Source organism: Ruegeria halocynthiae (genome assembly GCF_000743705.1).
GTDB classification, from domain to species: domain Bacteria; phylum Pseudomonadota; class Alphaproteobacteria; order Rhodobacterales; family Rhodobacteraceae; genus Ruegeria; species Ruegeria halocynthiae_B.
Window position 1 is genome coordinate 601,239 of sequence record NZ_JQEZ01000003.1, and the last position, 17,431, is coordinate 618,669.

Genomic DNA, 17,431 nt, shown 5'->3' on the forward strand with positions numbered 1-17,431 from the left:
GTTTAACGAATTGCGCCAAGTTGCAGACGCGCCCGCAGGAACAGCGCCAGCCGGGTCGCGTCGCGATCAGCCTCGGGCATCTGACCGCAGTAATAGTGCCAGACATGCGGTAAACCATCGAACAATTGCAGCTCGACCGATGCGCCCTGCGCCTGCGCCCGCGCGGTAAAGCGGGTCGAATCGTCCAGCAGGCATTCGGATGTGCTGGCGTGGATCAACATGGGGGGCAGCCCAGACAGATCACCGAACAGGGGCGAGACCAGCGGGTCGCGCGCGTCTATCTCACCCAGATAGAAATGGTCACGCTGTGCGAAGGCTTCACCCGGGAACATCACGTCGCTGTCTGAATTCAGCTTGGCAGACAGGCCCGAATTGGTCATGTCGGTCAGCGGCGACATCAACGCCACCGCTGCGGGCAGCGGCTGCCTGGTTTCCCGCAGCTTCAACAGCAGCGACAGGCACAGGTTGCCCCCCGCAGAATCCCCGGCCAGTGCAATACGAGAAGGATCAAACCCGTCCTCAAGCAAGCGCAGATAGGCGGCCATGGCATCGTCCAGCGCCGCTGGAAAGCGATGTTCAGGTGCCAGGCGATAGTTTGGTACAAAAGTGCGCGCTGGCAGGGTTTGCGCCAGTTTGCAGGTCAAAGCCCGGTGGGTCTGCGGCGAACAGAATTTGTAACCGCCCCCGTGCAGATACAACAGCGCCCAATCCGGCTGGGCGTTGTTCGGTGTCACAACCTCGCTCTGCGGGCCAGTGATATCCCAGGGCTGAATATCGACATCCTTGGGCAGGCGCGTTTTGGCGGCCTGCTTTTCCAGCGCCGCGCGAAACGGGATGATGTTTTCCGGCAGCCCGTCCAGATCATTCACCAGCCGCGCGATCTGCGGTTTGAACATCCGCTTCAGGGCAAAGTTGGTCAGATGTGCTTTGAAACTCGGCATCCGGTTCAGTCCTGTGATTTGTGAAAAACCAGCGCCCCGTCATCAAAGCGCGCCTTTGGCAGCGTCTTGCTTTCGACATAGTAGTCACTGACAAATTGCCATGGCTCATGCGCACCCTGTTTGGGCAGCAGATGACCCAGACGCTTCAGATAGCCGGGATTGAACTCATCCTCGGACACCCAGGGTTGCAGCGCCATATCCTGTTCGTTGTCGCGCAATGTCGGAACAACCACATCCGCCCCGTTTGCGCGCATATGCTTCAGCATCCGAATGACAAAATCGCTGACCAGATCCACGCGCAACGTCCAACTGGAGCGCAGGTAGCCAAACATATGCGCCATATTCGGCAGGTCCGACAGCAGAACACCCCGGTAAGAGACCGCCTTGGAGAAATCGAACGGCTCACCGTCGATCGAAAACGGCAGCCCGCCCATCACGCTCAGATTGAACCCGGTTGCGGTGATGATGATGTCCGCGTCCACCTGCTCGCCCGAGCCGGTGATCAGGCCGGATTCGGTAAAGCGTTCGATGCTGTCCGTGACCACCGACACCTTGCCCGAGGACATCGCCTTGAACAGATCGGCATCGGGCACATAGGCCAGTCGCTGCTGCCACGGGCGATAGCTGGGCGAGAAATGGGTATCCACATCGAACCCTTCGGGAAGCGCGGCGCGCACACCATCCAGCAGCTTTTGGCGCACCATGTCCGGCTTGCGCTTGGCCATCCCATGTATCAGCTGATCGTCCTTCAGCTTCCACCAGCGCACCATCCGGTGCACAAACTTGTCCGGCAGGCGCAGGGCGCGCAGGAAATCCGCCAGCTTGTTTCGGTTAGGCCCGGTCCAGAAATAGGTCGGAGACCGCTGGACCATGGTGATATGACCGGCCCGGTCCGCCATATTCGGGATCAGTGTAGCTGCCGTTGCCCCCGATCCGATGACCACAACGCGCTTGCCGGTGTAATCCAGATCATCGGGCCAGGTTTGCGGGTGGACCACCTGTCCCTTGTATTCGTTGAAACCGGGCCAGTCCGGGGTATAGCCCTTGGACGGATCATAATAGCCTTGGCACATCCACAGGAACTTGGTCTGGAAAACCCGTTCCTCTCCGGTTTGGCCGTCGCGCGTGGTGATGGTCCATATCCCATCCTCTGACGACCAGTTGGCACCGGTAACACCGGTATCAAATCGGATTTTGTCGCGCAGGTTGTTTTCATCCACCACATCGTTGAGGTATCGCAGGATCTTGTCGCGCTCAGCGACGGGTTTGCCCTTCCACGGTTTGAAACGATAGCCGAAGGTATAGAGATCGCTGTCCGACCGAATGCCCGGATAGGTGTGAATGCGCCAGGTGCCGCCGATCTCGCCCGCCGCTTCCAGGATGGCGAACTTTGCGTCCGGCAACTGTTCCTGAACGTGATGCGCAACGCCGATGCCGGAAATTCCGGCACCAATAATCAAGATGTCAAATTGCTCAGCCTGACTCATCGGATTTTCCCCGACTTCCGCCGGAGCCTTTCAATCAAGGTGGACGTTGACGGTTTTTACGACACTTGTCATGAATAAGCTACGCTCAAAACGCACACACCCCGGCGAAACGACGTAAGGAAATTACTGGGCTCCCGTGAAACCAGATGATTGCGCCCGGCACTTCACTTTGATGTCAACACTGACCTCAGAATGTCGGCGGCGTGCAGGCGCTAACCACAACGCATTTCTCAGGCCCGACCTGCCGGAACCGGTGCGGATTGCGGCTGTCAAAGTAGTAAGCATCGCCAGGGCCCAGAACCTTACGCTGGTCCCCGACCGTAACCTCGACCCGCCCGGAAATAACCACCCCGCCCTCTTCGGCCTCGTGCCCGTACATGATCCGACCGGTATCCGCATCCAGTTCATAGGTTTCATGCAGGATCATCATCGCGCGGCCAAACAGATTCGTCCCCACCTGCCGGAGCGACACGCCACCCTTCCCGATTTCAACCAGATCCTCAGCGGCGTAAAACACTGTTTTCTCTGATTCAGGTTCAAATGCAAAAAATTCGGACAGGCTGACGGGAATACCAACCAGTATTCGCCGCAACGCCCCAACCGAAGGATTCACCTTACCCGATTCTATCAAAGAAATCGTAGAGTTGGTCACCCCGGCCTTCTTGGCCAAGGCACGCTGAGACAGCCCCGCGTGCTCGCGAATAGCGCGCAGTCGCAGGCCGACTTCAAGATCTTCCGAGTTGGTGTTCATGCTGTTTAATATCCTCAACATGCGGCTGATTGACCTCTATTATATCAATGCATTACAGCGCGCAAGAAACAGACTTTTACCGCTTTCTTGGACGTTCTAAAGTCTGCCATCCTGAGATTTTTTCCCGTAAATCGGGGCGCCATGGAGGACCTGAAAATGACCAATGCTGATATTGCCACGCGTCGCGAGGCAGCCATTTCTCGTGGTGTCGGTATGCAAACCCAGATTTATGTCGAGCGCGCCTCGAATTCCGAAGTCTGGGATGTTGAAGGCAAACGCTACATCGACTTCGCCGCAGGGATTGCCGTGGTAAACACCGGACATTGCCACCCCAAAGTAATGGAAGCCGTGCAAAGCCAGGCGGCGAACTTTACCCACACCTGCCATCAGGTCCTGCCCTATGAAAACTATGTTCGTCTGGCCGAGCGCCTGAACGAAAAGGTTCCGGGCGACTTCGAAAAGAAAACCGTGTTTGTAACCACCGGCGCCGAAGCGGTTGAAAACGCGGTCAAAGTCGCGCGCGCCGCCACCGGCCGTCCGGCTGTCATCGCCTTTGGCGGCGGCTTTCACGGCCGTACGTTCATGGGCATGTCGCTGACCGGCAAAGTACAACCCTATAAGGCCGGTTTCGGCGCAATGATGCCCGACACCTATCACGTGCCGTTCCCGGTTGACCTGCATGGCACCTCGACCGAAGACACACTGGGCGCGCTGACCAAGCTGTTCAAAGCCGATCTTGATCCGGCCCGTGTCGCCGCGATCATCATCGAACCGGTTCAGGGCGAAGGCGGTTTCTATCCTGCACCCGCCGAGCTGATGCGTGGCCTGCGTGCGTTGTGTGACGAGCACGGCATCGTGCTGATCGCTGACGAAGTTCAGACCGGCTTTGCCCGTACCGGCAACCTGTTTGCGATGGACGGCTATGATGTCAGCGCCGACATCACCACCATGGCCAAAGGACTGGCCGGCGGCCTGCCGCTGGCGGCTGTCACTGGTCGCGCTGATCTGATGGATGCAGCCAACCCCGGCGGTCTGGGCGGCACCTATGGCGGCAACCCCCTAGGTATCGCGGCAGCCAATGCCGTTCTGGACGTGATCGAGGAAGAAGACCTGTGCAACCGCGCCAACGATCTGGGCTCGCGTTTGAAACAGCGTCTGGAATCGATCCGATCGCGCACCGCTGAAATCGCCGATGTCCGCGGCCCCGGCTTCATGGTCGCCGCCGAATTGAACACCGCCGACGGCAGCGCACCGAACCCGGACATGGCCAATGCTGTCCGTGCTGAGGCGCTGAAACGTGGTCTGGTACTGCTGACCTGCGGCGTTTACGGTAACGTCATTCGGTTCCTCGCCCCGATCACCATTCAGGACGAGATTTTCGCCGAAGCCCTAGACATTCTTGAGGCGTCGATTGACGCTGTTAAAGGAGCCGCATGATGCTGGATCAGGACGTTGTGAAACTGGATCTGAACGATCCCTCGCTGCTGGAAGGCCGCGCCTATGTGAATGGCGAGTGGGTTGACGGCGACAAGACCTTTCCGGTGACCAACCCGGCCACCGGTGAGGTGATTGCCCAGGTGGCCGACATGTCGGTCGAGGACACGCGCCGCGCCATTGACGTTGCCGATGCGGCCAAGGCCGACTGGGCCGCACAGACCGGCAAGGAACGCGCTGCGATCCTGCGCAAGTGGTACGATCTGATGGTGGAAAACGCCGACGATCTGGCCACCATCCTGACCGCCGAGATGGGCAAACCCTGGCCCGAAGCGCGCGGCGAGGTGCTTTATGGCGCGTCGTTCATCGAATGGTTCGCCGAAGAGGCCAAGCGCGTCTATGGCGACGTGATCCCCGGCCATCAGCGCGACAAGCGTATCGTGGTGCTGAAACAGCCCATTGGTGTTGTCGGCTCGATCACGCCGTGGAATTTCCCCAATGCGATGATCGCGCGCAAGGTGGCTCCGGCGCTGGCCGTGGGCTGTACCTTTGTGGCCCGCCCCGCGACGCTGACCCCGCTGTCAGCCACCGCGATGGCGGTTCTSGCCGAACGCGCGGGCATCCCCGCAGGCGTGTTCAACGTGATCCCCGGCACCAACAGCTCGGGYGTGGGTGAGGAACTGTGCACCAACGACAAGGTCGCCAAGATCACCTTTACCGGCTCGACCCGGGTGGGCCAGATCCTGATGCGTCAGGCGGCGGACACCATCAAGAAGATGAGCCTTGAGCTGGGCGGCAACGCGCCGTTYATCGTCTTTGACGACGCTGATGTGGATGCCGCGGTCGATGGCGCGATGATCGCCAAGTTCCGCAACAATGGCCAGACCTGCGTCTGCGCCAACCGCATTTACGTGCAGGCCGGCGTTTACGATGAGTTTGCGGCCAAGCTGGCGGAAAAAGCCCGCACGCTGAACGTGGGCAATGGTTTTGGCGAAGGCGTCACCACCGGTCCGCTGATCAACGGCGCGGCTGTGGCCAAGGTCGAAGAGCACATCACCGACGCGGTCAGCAAAGGCGCCGAGGTTCTGGAAGGCGGCCAGCGCTCGGACCTGGGCGGCACCTTCTTCCAGCCCACGGTTCTGACCGGCGTGACCCGCGACATGGTTGTGGCCAAGGACGAAACATTCGGTCCGGTTGCACCTTTGTTCAAGTTCGAGGACGAGGCCGACGTGATCGCCATGGCCAACGACAGCGAGTTTGGTCTGGCGTCYTATTTCTACAGCCGTGATCTGGCCCGCGTCTGGCGCGTGGCCGAGGCATTGGAATCGGGCATGGTCGGCATCAACACCGGCCTGATCTCAACCGAAGTCGCCCCCTTCGGCGGCGTCAAACAATCGGGCCTGGGCCGTGAAGGCTCCAAATACGGCATCGATGACTTCCTCGAGATCAAGTACCTCTGCATGGGCGAAATCAAGTAAGTAAACAAAACAGGGAACTGAGCTTAGATATGTCGAAACTGAAAAAGATACTTCTGATCCTGGTTTCTGTTTTGGTGGTTTTGGGAGGCGTCGGATACGGCGCCTTCCTGTACTTGACCACAACCCCATATGTTGAGGCGATGCCGCGCAACACCGTGACCCCGGACGAACCCGAGCTGGTGGCAAAGACCGCCAATGGCGACGTTTTGGGCAAGCGCCTGGATAATGGTATCGTCCAATTCGGTGGCATTCCTATTGCCACCCCACCTGTTGGTGACCTGCGCTTTATGCCGCCGCAGCCTTCTGCCAACTGGGACGGCGTGCTGGACACTCGCGAACAGGGGCCGCGCTGCATGCAACAGGACAATCTGTTTTTTGGCGTCTGGCCCGGTGGTCAGTCCGAGGATTGTCTGTGGGTCAAAGTCAACACACCCGCGCTGGATGACAAAAAACGCCCGGTGATGGTTTGGATTCATGGCGGCGGCCTGACCCTTGGCGGTGCAGGTGAACCCACATATGAAGGCGCGACCACAGCGGCACGCGGCGACGTCGTGCATGTTGGCGTTCAGTACCGCATGGGCACATTTGGCTTCCTCGATCTGTCGCAGTTCGGGCCGGAGTTCGAACAATCGGCAGAGCTTGGTTTGCTGGACCAACTGCTGGCCCTGAAATGGGTACACGAAAATATCGAGGCCTTTGGCGGTGATCCCGAAAATGTCACCATCTATGGTGAATCTGCCGGCTCGATTGCCGCAGCGCGTTTGGCAACCATGCCTGAATCCGAGGGCCTGTTTCACAAGATGATCCTCATGAGCGGTGCTTATACCCCCGGGGATACGAAAAAAGTGACCCAGGACGGGGCCAAATGGTTTGTCGAGGAGTTGGGCGCAACGTCTGTCGACGATATCCGAGCTCTCAGCGCAAAAGAGTTTCTGGCCGCGCAGAAAAAGCTGGAAGACTACGCCGTCACGCAGGGCGCACCCGACCTTATGGCATTGATTGAGTTCGAAGCCCCGACCGAAGGCGCAATCCGTAAGCTGGGCGAACGCGGCATCCCGCTGCTGCATGGGACAACCACAAACGAATATCACTTCTTCACACTGCTGGAAGACGATACCCCGACACGGGGCCGCGACATTGCCCATAAATATCTGGGTAACCTGCAAGGGCTTTCGGCTGAGGATATCGAAAAACTCAAAGATATCACCGCGAGTTCCTTTCCTGACGAAGACGAACAGGACGTGTACCTGAACACGCTGACATGGGCGCTGATGGCGCACCCGCATGACCGGTTTCAGAAGATCGTGGCAGAAGCCGGTGCGCCGGTCTGGCAGTATAACTTCGATTGGAAATCGCCAGAGTTCCCCGAATTGGGAGCGTTTCACGCGCTTGATCTGCCCTTTACCTTTGGCACGCTGGAAGACAACGCCATACTGGTTGGCAAGACCCCTCCGGCCGAGCTGAGCGAACGCTTTCAGGACGCGTTGATCGCCTTTGCCCGAACTGGTGATCCGAATGCCGACAGCCTGCCGGACTGGCCGCGTTATGACAGGGCCACCCGCCCCGTCATGCGCTTCGGCGACAAGGTGGATCTGATTACTGGTTTCAATCCATCTCTGGATGAGTTCTCGGAACGCTTTGAAAACGCGCTGCCCAACTGACCGCTTAACAGCATTGATCCACGTCCAAACGGACGTGGATCACTCAACTGTCAGTTTAGGTGTGTTAGGTACACACCGGATTGCAGGGAAACCCAACACGATGTACCACTGATGCGGCATTTGTGCGGGTCATGGCGACCTTGATCGCCTTTCCGACACTTGCGCTGCCGTGTCAGACAAGTACGAGCTATATCGCAATGGTTTCCAAGACTAAACGCAAGATCAAGGGCAGCACACATGCCAGCCCGGAAACCCGCCTGAAAGAGATTTTGGATGCCGCTGTGATCTGCTTCGCGCAGGATGGCTATAATGGCACTACGATTGATCAGATCGCCGCTGAAACCGGGCTGTCCAAAGGGTCGATCTATCGGTTCTTCAAATCCAAGGACGATATCCTGCTGGCGCTGCTGGATCAGTTGGAACGCGAGGCCATTCAAAACAGCGAACGCCTGATCGCGCAGGACCTGGACCCGATTTCCCAAATCCGAACCCATTTACGAACCATGTTTGAGGTCAGCGAGGAATACGCCAGCCTGCAAAACCTGTGGCTTGAGATTTACAGCCACGATCAGGCCCGCGCCCGGTTGAAGACGATGATTGCCGAGGCCCGCCGGGACGTTATCGAAACCCTGCGCCCTTTGGCATCCTCAAAAGATGCCGAGGCGCAGCTGTCAGCGGTATCGGTTGTATTACTGTCATTTCACGAAGGGCTGCTGCTGCTGTCTACTTTGGAAGATCAGACCGATATGCTCAGCCGGTTTGATCAGGCCTGGCCGGTGTTGGAAACAATGCTAAAGCAGTATTTTCCCACTGCGGAATCCTGACCCTTTCAGCAATTAACGCTTGTCACCACAAAGGGAATTGGCCAACTCATCCTGGATCAGCCCTAGGATTTGGTCCCTGTTGATCAATACTTTCCCCGAGATCTGAAAGTCGCTGAGGCTGGTGGACAGAGCCAACAGCTTCCAGGCCAGAAGATCAGGGGAGAATTTCGCGTTGCATCCAAGTCGGCTGTGATACGCCGTCAGAAAAGCGGCCAGTCTGCTTTGGGACTGGTTCACCGCCTCGGCGAATACAGCTCCAACTTGATCAGATCGCGTTGCTTCGTCAGCGGCACTGATCCAGACGCGCGCAATCAAGGCAGTGTCGCTTCCGCTATCCGGCACCAGCATTTGCAGCAACGCCTGATCCATTGGCAGATTCGCGATCAAACTGTCATATCGCGCAAACTCTGCATCGGCCATATGTTGCAGAGCTGCGCATTTCAGATCGGTCAGCGACGCAAAATTGTGGTGGATTGTGCCCGGCGCCGCGCCCAATTCTTGCGCAATGCCGCGCGTGGTCAAACCACCGAACCCAACCTGTGCGACTTGCCGCAGTGTCGCCTCAATGATCGCGATGCGGCGTTCTGATTTGGGCAGATAGCTCATGTCTGTCTTTTTCGTTGGATTCGGTTCACCCTATTGCATCAAGAGAAAATTGGCCATATGTCCAATTTGGGCGATTGCCCAAAACTCGCCATGTAACCGATTTTGCAACCCGGCTTCCGCGTAACCCGGAACCCGATCAGGAGCACCCGATGGCACATACCGCCGTAGACCATGCCATGACTTCCGGCCCATTGAACCGCGAGTTCACGCGCTTTGTCGTGCCGACGGTTGTGGGGATGCTGGCCGTGTCCTCGGCCGGGATCGTGGATGGTATCTTCGTGGGCAATTTCGTCGGGGCCACGGCACTGGCATCGGTGAACCTTGTGGTTCCGTTGCTGGCACTGGTCTTTGGCATTCTGATCATGCTGACAGTGGGGTCCGCCGTGATCGCCGGTAAGCTTTTGGGCGAAGGTCGGGTGCGTCGCGCCTCGGACGTGTTTACCAAGACAATCATCGTGGTACTGGCTTTCCTGATCGGTATGGCTGCGCTGACATTGTTGTTTCCGCAGCAGTTGGCCACGTTGCTGGGCGCGCGTGGCAGCACACTGCAGATGAGCGCCGATTACCTTTGGGTCATCGCCTGGTTTTTCCCCGCATTTGGTCTGGGTATTCTGGCCAATCAATTCGTCCGGGTCGATGGCCGGCCCGGTTTTGCCCTGTGGGGCATGGTCTGTATTTCCGGCGTGAATATCGCTCTGGACGCGCTGTTCATTGGATACTTGGGCTGGGGGATCAAAGGGGCTGCGCTGGCCACCGGCTTGGCCTACGCCTCGGGCGCGTTGGTATTGCTGTTCCACTTTCTGTCACCGCTGGCAAAGCTGGGCATCACGCGCCCGCTGGGGTCATGGCGGGTGATCTGGCGTGCGGTGATCAATGGGTTTTCCGAGTTCCTGAACGAGACTTCAAGCGGGTTGGTGATGTTCCTGTTCAACTGGATTCTGATGTTGCAACTGGGCGCGACCGGTGTGGCGGCATTCACTGTGGTCAGCTATCTTTTCTACATCGGTGTATTGGTTTTCTACGGTGTTGGCGAAGGATTGACACCACTGGTCAGCGTGAATTTCGGGGCTGGCAAACAAGATCGCATCCTTGCCTTTCTGGCGCGCGGTGTCGGGTTGAACCTGGTGATCGGCCTGATCCTTGCACTGACATTGCTGATCGGGTCAGAACATCTGGTTGGAATGTTCCTGGACGGCGATGAGCATGAGACCATTGCCCTTGCCCGTTCGATGATCGCAATTATCTGGCCCGCCTTCCTGTTCAGCGGGATCAGCATCGCCTTGTCTGGCTATTTCACCGGTATGCATTGCGCACGCCAATCCGCGCTGATTGCACTGTGCCGGTCGCTGTTGTTCCCGGTGGTGCTGATCGGTCTGTTCTGGAGCTTGTTTGGCCATATGGGGGCGTTCTATGCCCTGCCCGTGGCCGAGGCGCTGACCTTTTTGCTGGCCATCGTGCTGTACCGCAAACAAAGATATCAGGCCGTAATTCCGGCCTGATATCCAATCGTTTCAGTGGCCTTTATGGGCCGAGATACCCGTGGCCTGCGTCGTTGCCGCCATGACTTGCTGATCAATCACAAGATCGTCGAACATCCGTTCGACCCATGACAGCGCGCCAGAGGTCAGCAGGAAGGTTTCGGGTACAACGATCCATTCCGCGACCCAGACACCGCCCGAGCGTTCGTGCTGATGCAGCGCCAACTCTCCGATCTGCTCAGATCGCTGACGGCCCAGACGGGCCACAGCTTCGCCAAACTCAGAAGCGCGCTGGTTCTTCTTGTGGGCCATAGCCGAGGACGCGCCCTTGCCTTGTTGGGGACGTTCATAAACCTCACCGATATCCGAGGAGGACAGCAGGTTCACGTTATGCGCCAGTTTGCACAATGTCCCGCACAACGCGCCCAGACCGGTTACGATATCAACCACCCCGTCCCGGGCATTTTGCCAGTGCGGCTCGACCGTATTCAGGCCCAGGGCCGCCGCGACGGATCGTTTGACCTGTTGGCCATCGCCGTTGGCATAGGCCTGCAAATCACCCACCGGGCCACCGATCTGAACGTTCAGGCCACGCCCGGCAGCGTCTGACAAAGCGGCAAGGCGGCGTTCAAGCTCTGACTTCCAAACCTGCAGCTTGGTTTCTAACCGGATCGGAACGGCGTGTTGCCCATTGGTACGCCCGATCATCACGGTGCTGCCATAAAGCTGGGTATGGCGATCCAAGCCTTCGATGATCCGGTCGACACTGGTCTGCACCTCTTCCAATCCCAGCCGCATCTGCAGGGCCATGGCTGTGTCCATGATGTCCTGCGTTGTAGCCCGGAAATGAACGTGCTCACCCTGTTCGTCCGCAAGCGTCCTAAGCTGCCGGACCAACCCGACAATCGGGCGGCCGACCAGGATCATCTGTTCATGCAACTGGCTGAGGTTAAGATCCTGTACGGAAATCCCTTCCAGCGCCCGCGCCGCCGCGTCCGGGATCAACCCGGCTGAGGCTTGCGCGCGTGCCAGTGTCTGTTCCACCTTCAGCCAGGCCGATATGGTCGCATGTTCCGACCATATCGCGCGCATATCCGCGCTGGAAAAGCAGCCACGATAGAGGCTGGACTCAAGCATCGCCCAGACCTCCCTGTGCCAGTTTACGCTCCTTCATGATGCCACGAATGCGGAAAGCGATGGCACCAACACCCAAGATCAGGAAACCCAGCGCAATCGGGCGCTCGACAAAGATCAGCGCGCCGCCGTCGGACATCAGCAAGGACTGGCGGAATGTCTCTTCCGCGCCTTTTGCCAGCACGAAGGAAATCACGAAGGCCGCGATGTTGAAGTCAAACTTGCGCATCAGCCAACCGGCAAAACCCGCACAGGTCATCACGGTGACGTCAAACATCGACCCGCGTGCCGAATAGGCGGCGACAAATGCAGTCATGAAGATCAGCGGATACAGCACATTGGTCGGGATCTTCAGGATCAGCCGAGCCACCTGCGTGGCACCGAAGTACCCGATCACACCATAGGCGATGATCCCCAGCATACCGCAGGCGAACAGCTTATAGACCAGTTCCTTATCGGTCAGGAACAGCGTCGGGCCGACCTGAATGCCGTGGATCAGGAACACGCCCAGCAGGATCGCACCGATGGTGGAGCCGGGAATGCCCAGCGTCAGTAGCGGTGCCATCGACGGGCCGGACACGGCGTTGTTGGCGGCCTCGGGCGCTGCGACACCTTCCAGCGCACCTTTGCCCCATTGTTCGGGGTTCGTCGCGCGGCGTTTGCCTTCACCGTATGAGATAAAAGCCGCAATCGCCGAACCCAGACCCGGCAACACGCCGATGCCTGCGCCGATGAACCCGCCACGGACGGCGTGGGGCAGACAGGGTTTATATTCCTCCCACGTCAGATCGTTGCCGTCAGCCGAGCTTTCGTTTTCCTTGGTCTCACCGCTTGCCTTGCGGCGTTCTTCCAACTGGGCAAACACCTCACCCAGAACAAAGACACCGATCATCAGCGGCACCAGACCGATGCCGTTGGACAGGTCGAATGAGCCAAAAGTATAGCGTTCTTCGCTAGAGATCGGGTCCAGCCCAACCATGGCCACCAGAATACCCATCAGCGCCGAGGCCAGACCTTTGACGATGGACTTGCCAATAACCGAACCGATAACCACGAAGGCCGCGAAGTAGATGGCAAACGTCTCTGGCGGGCCCAGCTTCAGGGCGATGGCGGCGATGAAACCCACACCGACGACCAACATGATATCCCCCATCAGATCACCGATAACGGATGAAATGGTGGCGACCTTCATCGCTTTGCCCGCCTTGCCGGATTTGGCCAACGGATAGCCGTCGATCTGCGTGGCTGCGCTGGCAGCAGTGCCAGGCGTATTGAACAGGATCGCGGCAATTGAGCCGCCATAGCGCCCGGATTTACCGATCACATACAGAAAGGCCAGCGCGAACAGGGGGGACATGTAGAATGTAATCGGCAGCAGCATCGCAATGGCCGCCGAGGCCGTCAGGCCGGGCGTCGCGCCAACGATCATGCCAACAGCGGCGGCCAGGACGATGGCGAACAGCAACATCGGGTCGGTGATCACCGAAAGAAGGGCGGGAAAAATTTCCATAACGTATTACCCCTGTATCCAGCTGAGAAGGTCGAACACTTCGCCATAGGGCGGAAAGACGCCAAGCAGCACGAAAAAGATGACATGGAAAACCAGCGGGCAGATCACCATGGATACTGCCAATCCGATCCAGCTGCGCACGCCGAATATATACAGCACGATCGGGGCCACGATCGCTGTCGGCAGCAGATAGCCAAACCAACGGAAAGACTGCTGATAGATCAATGCGATGATGAACAGCCCAACAATCTGAAGCGTCACGGCGCTATCGGAACTGGTGGGCGCGGGTCCCGCGGGCTGGCGCGATGCCCCCACAAGCAGGAGGATCGACAACCCCAGCAAAGCTACGGACGCGGCAAAGGGCACAATTCCTGCCCAGGTGTCTCCGGGTGAGGCAGCCGGCACCTGCCAGGCCCCCCAGATGGCCACAAGTGAAATGGCCGCTAGCACCAGACCTTCGGCATAGGCGCGCATGTCTTCCTCCCTGAATAATGCGTAGACGGAAAAAGGCCGGGGGCGTACAGCCACCCGGCCTTTTCAGATTTTAGTTGGTCAGGCTGTCAACCAGCGGTGCCGCGTCTTCTTTCATCGACGACAGGGTTGCCTTGGCATCCGCACCGTTCTGAAAGACCGGGCCGGTCCCGCGAGACGCCAGCAATTCGGCGAATTCAGGCTTGGATGCAATCTGCTCAAGCGCGGATTCCATGGCCGCGACGACCTCGGCCGGTGTGTCCTTCGGGGCGAACACGATTACTGGCGAGGATACGGCGGCAAACGGAATGCCCAGTTCACCAAAGGCGGGAACTTCGGTCATGATGCCGTCGCGTTCCTGGCTGTTGACGGCCAGTGCGCGCAGTTGGTCTTCGAAACCTGCAAGCTGCTGAACACCCAGGAAACCAAAGTCGGCCTGTTCACCGATCAGCGCGGCACGGGTCGGCCCGCCCCCTTTGAACGGAACGTCCTGTGCTTCGATGCCGTTATTGGCCAGGAAGCCCATACCGCCGACATGGTGGAAACCACCGCGACCCGAATGCGCCCAACGCAGCGAACCCGGATCGGCCTTGGCCGCATCAATCACATCCTGAACCGACTGGAACGGGCTGTCCTTGGGGACCATCAGCGAGGTTTGCAGCTGACCGACCTGTGCCACGAATTCAAAGCTGTCCAGCGCGTCGATATCAGTATCGCGCGTCATGGTGGACAGCAGGAACGAGCCGCCCGAGGTCATCATCATGGTATAGCCATCGGGGCGTGCGCCCACGACCGAGTTGGCGCCATTCAAGCCACCCGAGCCGGGCTTGTTCACAACAACGACCGGAACATCCAGAATGCCTTCGGCTGCCGCCGAGATGGCGCGGGCATAGGCATCCGTGCCGCCACCGGCCTTATATGGCACAACCAGATTGATCGGGCGCTTGGGCCATTCGGCCGCAAAGCTTGCTGTTGCTGTTGCTGCAACGGCGAATGCCGCAATTGCGGTGCTAAGAATAGTACGACGCTTCATTGGGTCCTCCCTTGATCTGTCCTGTTCAGCTTAGGCGAAACGATCAATTGAGAAAAATGCAAATGTGTTATATTTACTTGCATAAAGTGAAAGAGTCGCCATGAACATCAAAGCGCTGCGCGCCTTTCGGGCCACCTTATCAGAAGGGTCCCTTGTTGCTGCATCTGAAATTCTGCATCTCAGCCAACCTGCGATCAGCCGGTTGATTTCGGGGCTGGAGGCGGAACTGAAACTTACGCTGTTCGACAGAAGCGGCCGCAACCTGACGCCCACCCCCGAAGGCATGGCCTTTTATCGCGAGGCCGGGCGCATTCTGGACAATCTGGACGAGGTACCCCGGATCGCGCAGGAAATTCGGGCAGGCCGAACCGAGATCCTGCGTATCGTCACGATGCCCCGTATCGCCATGTCTTTGTCAGCCCCCGCCGTGGCCCGGTTTTTCAGGCAGCATCCCGACATCAATGTCAGCCTCGATGTGCGCGCCCGACGCGAGGCGGGAAAATGGCTGGCCGGCCGAGAGTACGATATCGGGATCGGCGCGCTACCGGTCGATCACCCCGGCATTCGCACGCAACCTTTGTTCAAGGTGCGGGCGCAGGCGATTCTTCCGGCCGGTCACAGGCTGGCGCACCGCAGCGAGGTCACCGCCAGTGAACTGGCCGCCGAACCCGTCGTCCGCCTGATGCAAGGGTTGCTGCTGCGGGATCAATTGGACGACGTATTTCACTCGGCCGGTGTGTCGCCGAAACAATCCTGCGAAGTGGCGTCCTCTCAACTTGCCTGTGCGCTGGTCGCAGAAGGTGGCGGAATCACGATCGCGGATGAACTTGTGGCATCCCAAACGAACCTTGGGAAGCTTGCGCTTGTACCGATCACCCCGGCGCGCTGGATGACCTTCGGGATTTTATACCCGATTTCCCAGCAGAAATCCGAAGCATTGTGCCGTTTTGAGGAAACCCTGTTAGAACTGGTGTGGGAGCTGACCCAAAACAGTAAGACCATGCAGGCCGAGTAACCGCCGATTTTTCCCCCATTCGCAGTTTTGGACCTTTGCCCCGGCAGGGAATCAGTCCCGTGCGGGCGGGTATCCCTGCAGTTCCACACCAGCCGAAAATGATCCTTAGGAAGCCGCGCGCCTAAATCCAGTGCAACTGGTAAATCGTGACGTAAGGTCATAATGGAATATGATCATAAACCACTAACTAAGTATTTACTTATTTATTGGATTACCGCTCAATCAATCCCGATCTAATCGCCAACCAAGCTGATCGCCCCCCGCGTGGCGGCTGCAACAAAATAGTCGGCGAGCAGGAGAACGGCTGAATTCACTAACCCTTTGGGAGAGGGGCGATTCAGCCATGTAAACAAGGGGCACGCCGCGAGGAGGTCAGTCGGTGGCGCCCCATACGGGAGGAAAAATGAGCCAGAAGACTGCACACCAGCCAGATTCACACATCAATTCGGCACGCAAAAAAACAAGGCAGATGACACGTACTGCTGCCTGGGCCCTGACCACTTCGGTCGCCGCCGCAGGTCCGGTCTGGTCCGGTGGGATCGAAAACTCTGATCAGGATGTCTCGATCATTTTTGCTCCCGGTACCGTGATCGAGGGCACATACTTCTATTCGGACATCGAAATTTCGGGCACCGATTTTGGCATGCCCAGCGGCAACACCGGTGGCGGCTTGTCCAGCGGCGTCATCAACTTCAAACACGACGTGACCGATAAGATCGCCCTGGCGTTCATCATCGACGAGCCGATCAACGATTTCTCGCGCTATCGGCTGAACAATGGCAACCCAAACTTTGGAACCGATACGGACATACGCAGTATTTCCTTTACCGCGTTGGCAAAGTACCGGTTTGACAACAATGTCAGCGTCTATGGCGGTGTACGCACGCAAAGGGCAAAACTTGACATCAACGTGCCCGACACGGCAATCCCCCCTTTCGGCTATGAACTGGACGCGGATACGGGCTATGATTTTGGATATGTTGTGGGTGTCGGATACGAAATCCCCGAAATCGCATTTCGTGCATCGCTGACCTACAACTCCAAGGTCAGCCATGATGACGGGGACGCGACCCTTTTTCCTTCATCGTTTTCGACCTCAACGTCCTTTACCGCCGAATTCCCGCAATCGCTGGACCTTCAGGTGGAAACCGGCGTGTCTGCCAATACGTTGGTCTTCGGGCGTGTTCGGTGGCGCGACTGGTCGGAGGGCAGCTTGGAGTTGCCCCTGCAGGGCGAGGCGTTGGATTTCAAAGACAGCACCTTTTACCAGTTGGGCTTTTCGCACGCGATCACTGACAACTGGGTAGGCGGTCTGAGCCTGACGTACGAGGACGATCACGGTGGGCCGCTGCTGACCACTGGTTCAATTGCGACGCTGACGGCGCATGGCGGCTACATCACCGACACCTACTATGTCATTGGCGCGCTGAGCTATTCCGACATCGGGGACAAGGACCTGGGCAATGGCACTGTGTATAAAGACAACGATGCAGTGACCTTCTCTTTGACCGTGGGTTATACATTCTGACGCCGACCCCCTCGCGGCGGACCGAACTGTTGCCCCGGCGATCCGAGCAGGCACCGGGTGAAGCGAATTGCTTCCCTGGT

The 17,431-nt window shown here is 58.2% G+C and carries 15 protein-coding genes; 7 read left to right on the forward strand and 8 right to left on the reverse strand.

All coding sequences use genetic code 11. The features are described from left to right. Positions 1 to 2: 2 nt before the first annotated feature. From JT51_RS13575 to JT51_RS13585, 3 genes are all read right to left on the reverse strand, one after another. The gene (locus JT51_RS13575) at positions 3 to 941 is read right to left on the reverse strand and encodes an alpha/beta hydrolase (RefSeq protein ID WP_037313485.1); all 939 of its coding nucleotides are present in this window, start codon (positions 939 to 941) and stop codon (positions 3 to 5) included. 5 nt (positions 942 to 946) lie between these two features. Further along, entirely contained in the window at positions 947 to 2,428 is a 1,482-nt protein-coding gene (locus JT51_RS13580) for a flavin-containing monooxygenase (RefSeq protein ID WP_037313488.1), read from the reverse strand. Positions 2,429 to 2,615: 187 nt separating this feature from the next. Beyond that, positions 2,616 to 3,179: a cupin domain-containing protein gene (locus JT51_RS13585; RefSeq protein WP_037313491.1), complete on the reverse strand. Its 564-nt coding sequence runs from the start codon at positions 3,177 to 3,179 to the stop codon at positions 2,616 to 2,618. Positions 3,180 to 3,335: 156 nt separating this feature from the next. Between JT51_RS13585 and JT51_RS13590 the strand changes: the two genes are divergently transcribed. The 4 genes from JT51_RS13590 to JT51_RS21260 all read left to right on the forward strand — a co-directional run bounded on the left by JT51_RS13590 (position 3,336) and on the right by JT51_RS21260 (position 8,576). Next, complete coding sequence (locus tag JT51_RS13590; RefSeq protein ID WP_037314272.1) at positions 3,336 to 4,616, forward strand: 4-aminobutyrate--2-oxoglutarate transaminase; 1,281 nt, start codon at positions 3,336 to 3,338, stop codon at positions 4,614 to 4,616. Continuing rightward, a complete protein-coding gene (locus JT51_RS13595) occupies positions 4,616 to 6,091 on the forward strand; it encodes an NAD-dependent succinate-semialdehyde dehydrogenase (RefSeq protein WP_037314275.1) in 1,476 nt (491 codons plus the stop codon). The genes JT51_RS13590 and JT51_RS13595 overlap by 1 nt, the downstream gene beginning before the upstream one ends. A 29-nt stretch (positions 6,092 to 6,120) precedes the next feature. After that, complete coding sequence (locus tag JT51_RS13600) at positions 6,121 to 7,752, forward strand: carboxylesterase/lipase family protein (protein ID WP_051927555.1); 1,632 nt, start codon at positions 6,121 to 6,123, stop codon at positions 7,750 to 7,752. A gap of 131 nt (positions 7,753 to 7,883) precedes the next feature. Further along, positions 7,884 to 8,576: a TetR/AcrR family transcriptional regulator gene (locus JT51_RS21260; RefSeq protein ID WP_051927556.1), complete on the forward strand. Its 693-nt coding sequence runs from the start codon at positions 7,884 to 7,886 to the stop codon at positions 8,574 to 8,576. Between the two features lie 12 nt (positions 8,577 to 8,588). On the opposite strand, the gene JT51_RS21265 is transcribed toward JT51_RS21260, so the two are convergent. Then, entirely contained in the window at positions 8,589 to 9,182 is a 594-nt protein-coding gene (locus JT51_RS21265; protein ID WP_051927557.1) for a TetR/AcrR family transcriptional regulator, read from the reverse strand. A 149-nt stretch (positions 9,183 to 9,331) separates the two neighbouring features. On the opposite strand from JT51_RS21265, the gene JT51_RS13615 reads away from it, so the two are divergent. After that, positions 9,332 to 10,681: an MATE family efflux transporter gene (locus JT51_RS13615; protein ID WP_051927558.1), complete on the forward strand. Its 1,350-nt coding sequence runs from the start codon at positions 9,332 to 9,334 to the stop codon at positions 10,679 to 10,681. 12 nt (positions 10,682 to 10,693) lie between these two features. On the opposite strand, the gene JT51_RS13620 is transcribed toward JT51_RS13615, so the two are convergent. From JT51_RS13620 to JT51_RS13635, 4 genes are all read right to left on the reverse strand, one after another. Beyond that, a complete protein-coding gene (locus tag JT51_RS13620; RefSeq protein ID WP_081894693.1) occupies positions 10,694 to 11,797 on the reverse strand; it encodes a lyase family protein in 1,104 nt (367 codons plus the stop codon). Then, a complete protein-coding gene (locus JT51_RS13625) occupies positions 11,790 to 13,304 on the reverse strand; it encodes a tripartite tricarboxylate transporter permease (RefSeq protein WP_037313496.1) in 1,515 nt (504 codons plus the stop codon). The genes JT51_RS13620 and JT51_RS13625 overlap by 8 nt, the downstream gene beginning before the upstream one ends. Before the next feature lie 6 nt (positions 13,305 to 13,310). Then, entirely contained in the window at positions 13,311 to 13,778 is a 468-nt protein-coding gene (locus JT51_RS13630; protein WP_081894694.1) for a tripartite tricarboxylate transporter TctB family protein, read from the reverse strand. A 70-nt stretch (positions 13,779 to 13,848) separates the two neighbouring features. After that, the gene (locus JT51_RS13635) at positions 13,849 to 14,808 is read right to left on the reverse strand and encodes a tripartite tricarboxylate transporter substrate binding protein (protein ID WP_037313500.1); all 960 of its coding nucleotides are present in this window, start codon (positions 14,806 to 14,808) and stop codon (positions 13,849 to 13,851) included. Between the two features lie 100 nt (positions 14,809 to 14,908). Here JT51_RS13635 and JT51_RS13640 point away from each other — a divergent pair, with 100 nt between their 5' ends. Both JT51_RS13640 and JT51_RS13645 read left to right on the forward strand, forming a co-directional pair. Continuing rightward, positions 14,909 to 15,823, forward strand: a complete 915-nt coding sequence (locus JT51_RS13640) for a LysR family transcriptional regulator (RefSeq protein ID WP_051927559.1) — start codon at positions 14,909 to 14,911, stop codon at positions 15,821 to 15,823. 469 nt (positions 15,824 to 16,292) lie between these two features. Beyond that, on the forward strand, positions 16,293 to 17,351 hold the full coding sequence (locus JT51_RS13645; protein WP_051927560.1) for an outer membrane beta-barrel protein: 1,059 nt from the start codon (positions 16,293 to 16,295) through the stop codon (positions 17,349 to 17,351). Positions 17,352 to 17,431 lie beyond the last annotated feature (80 nt).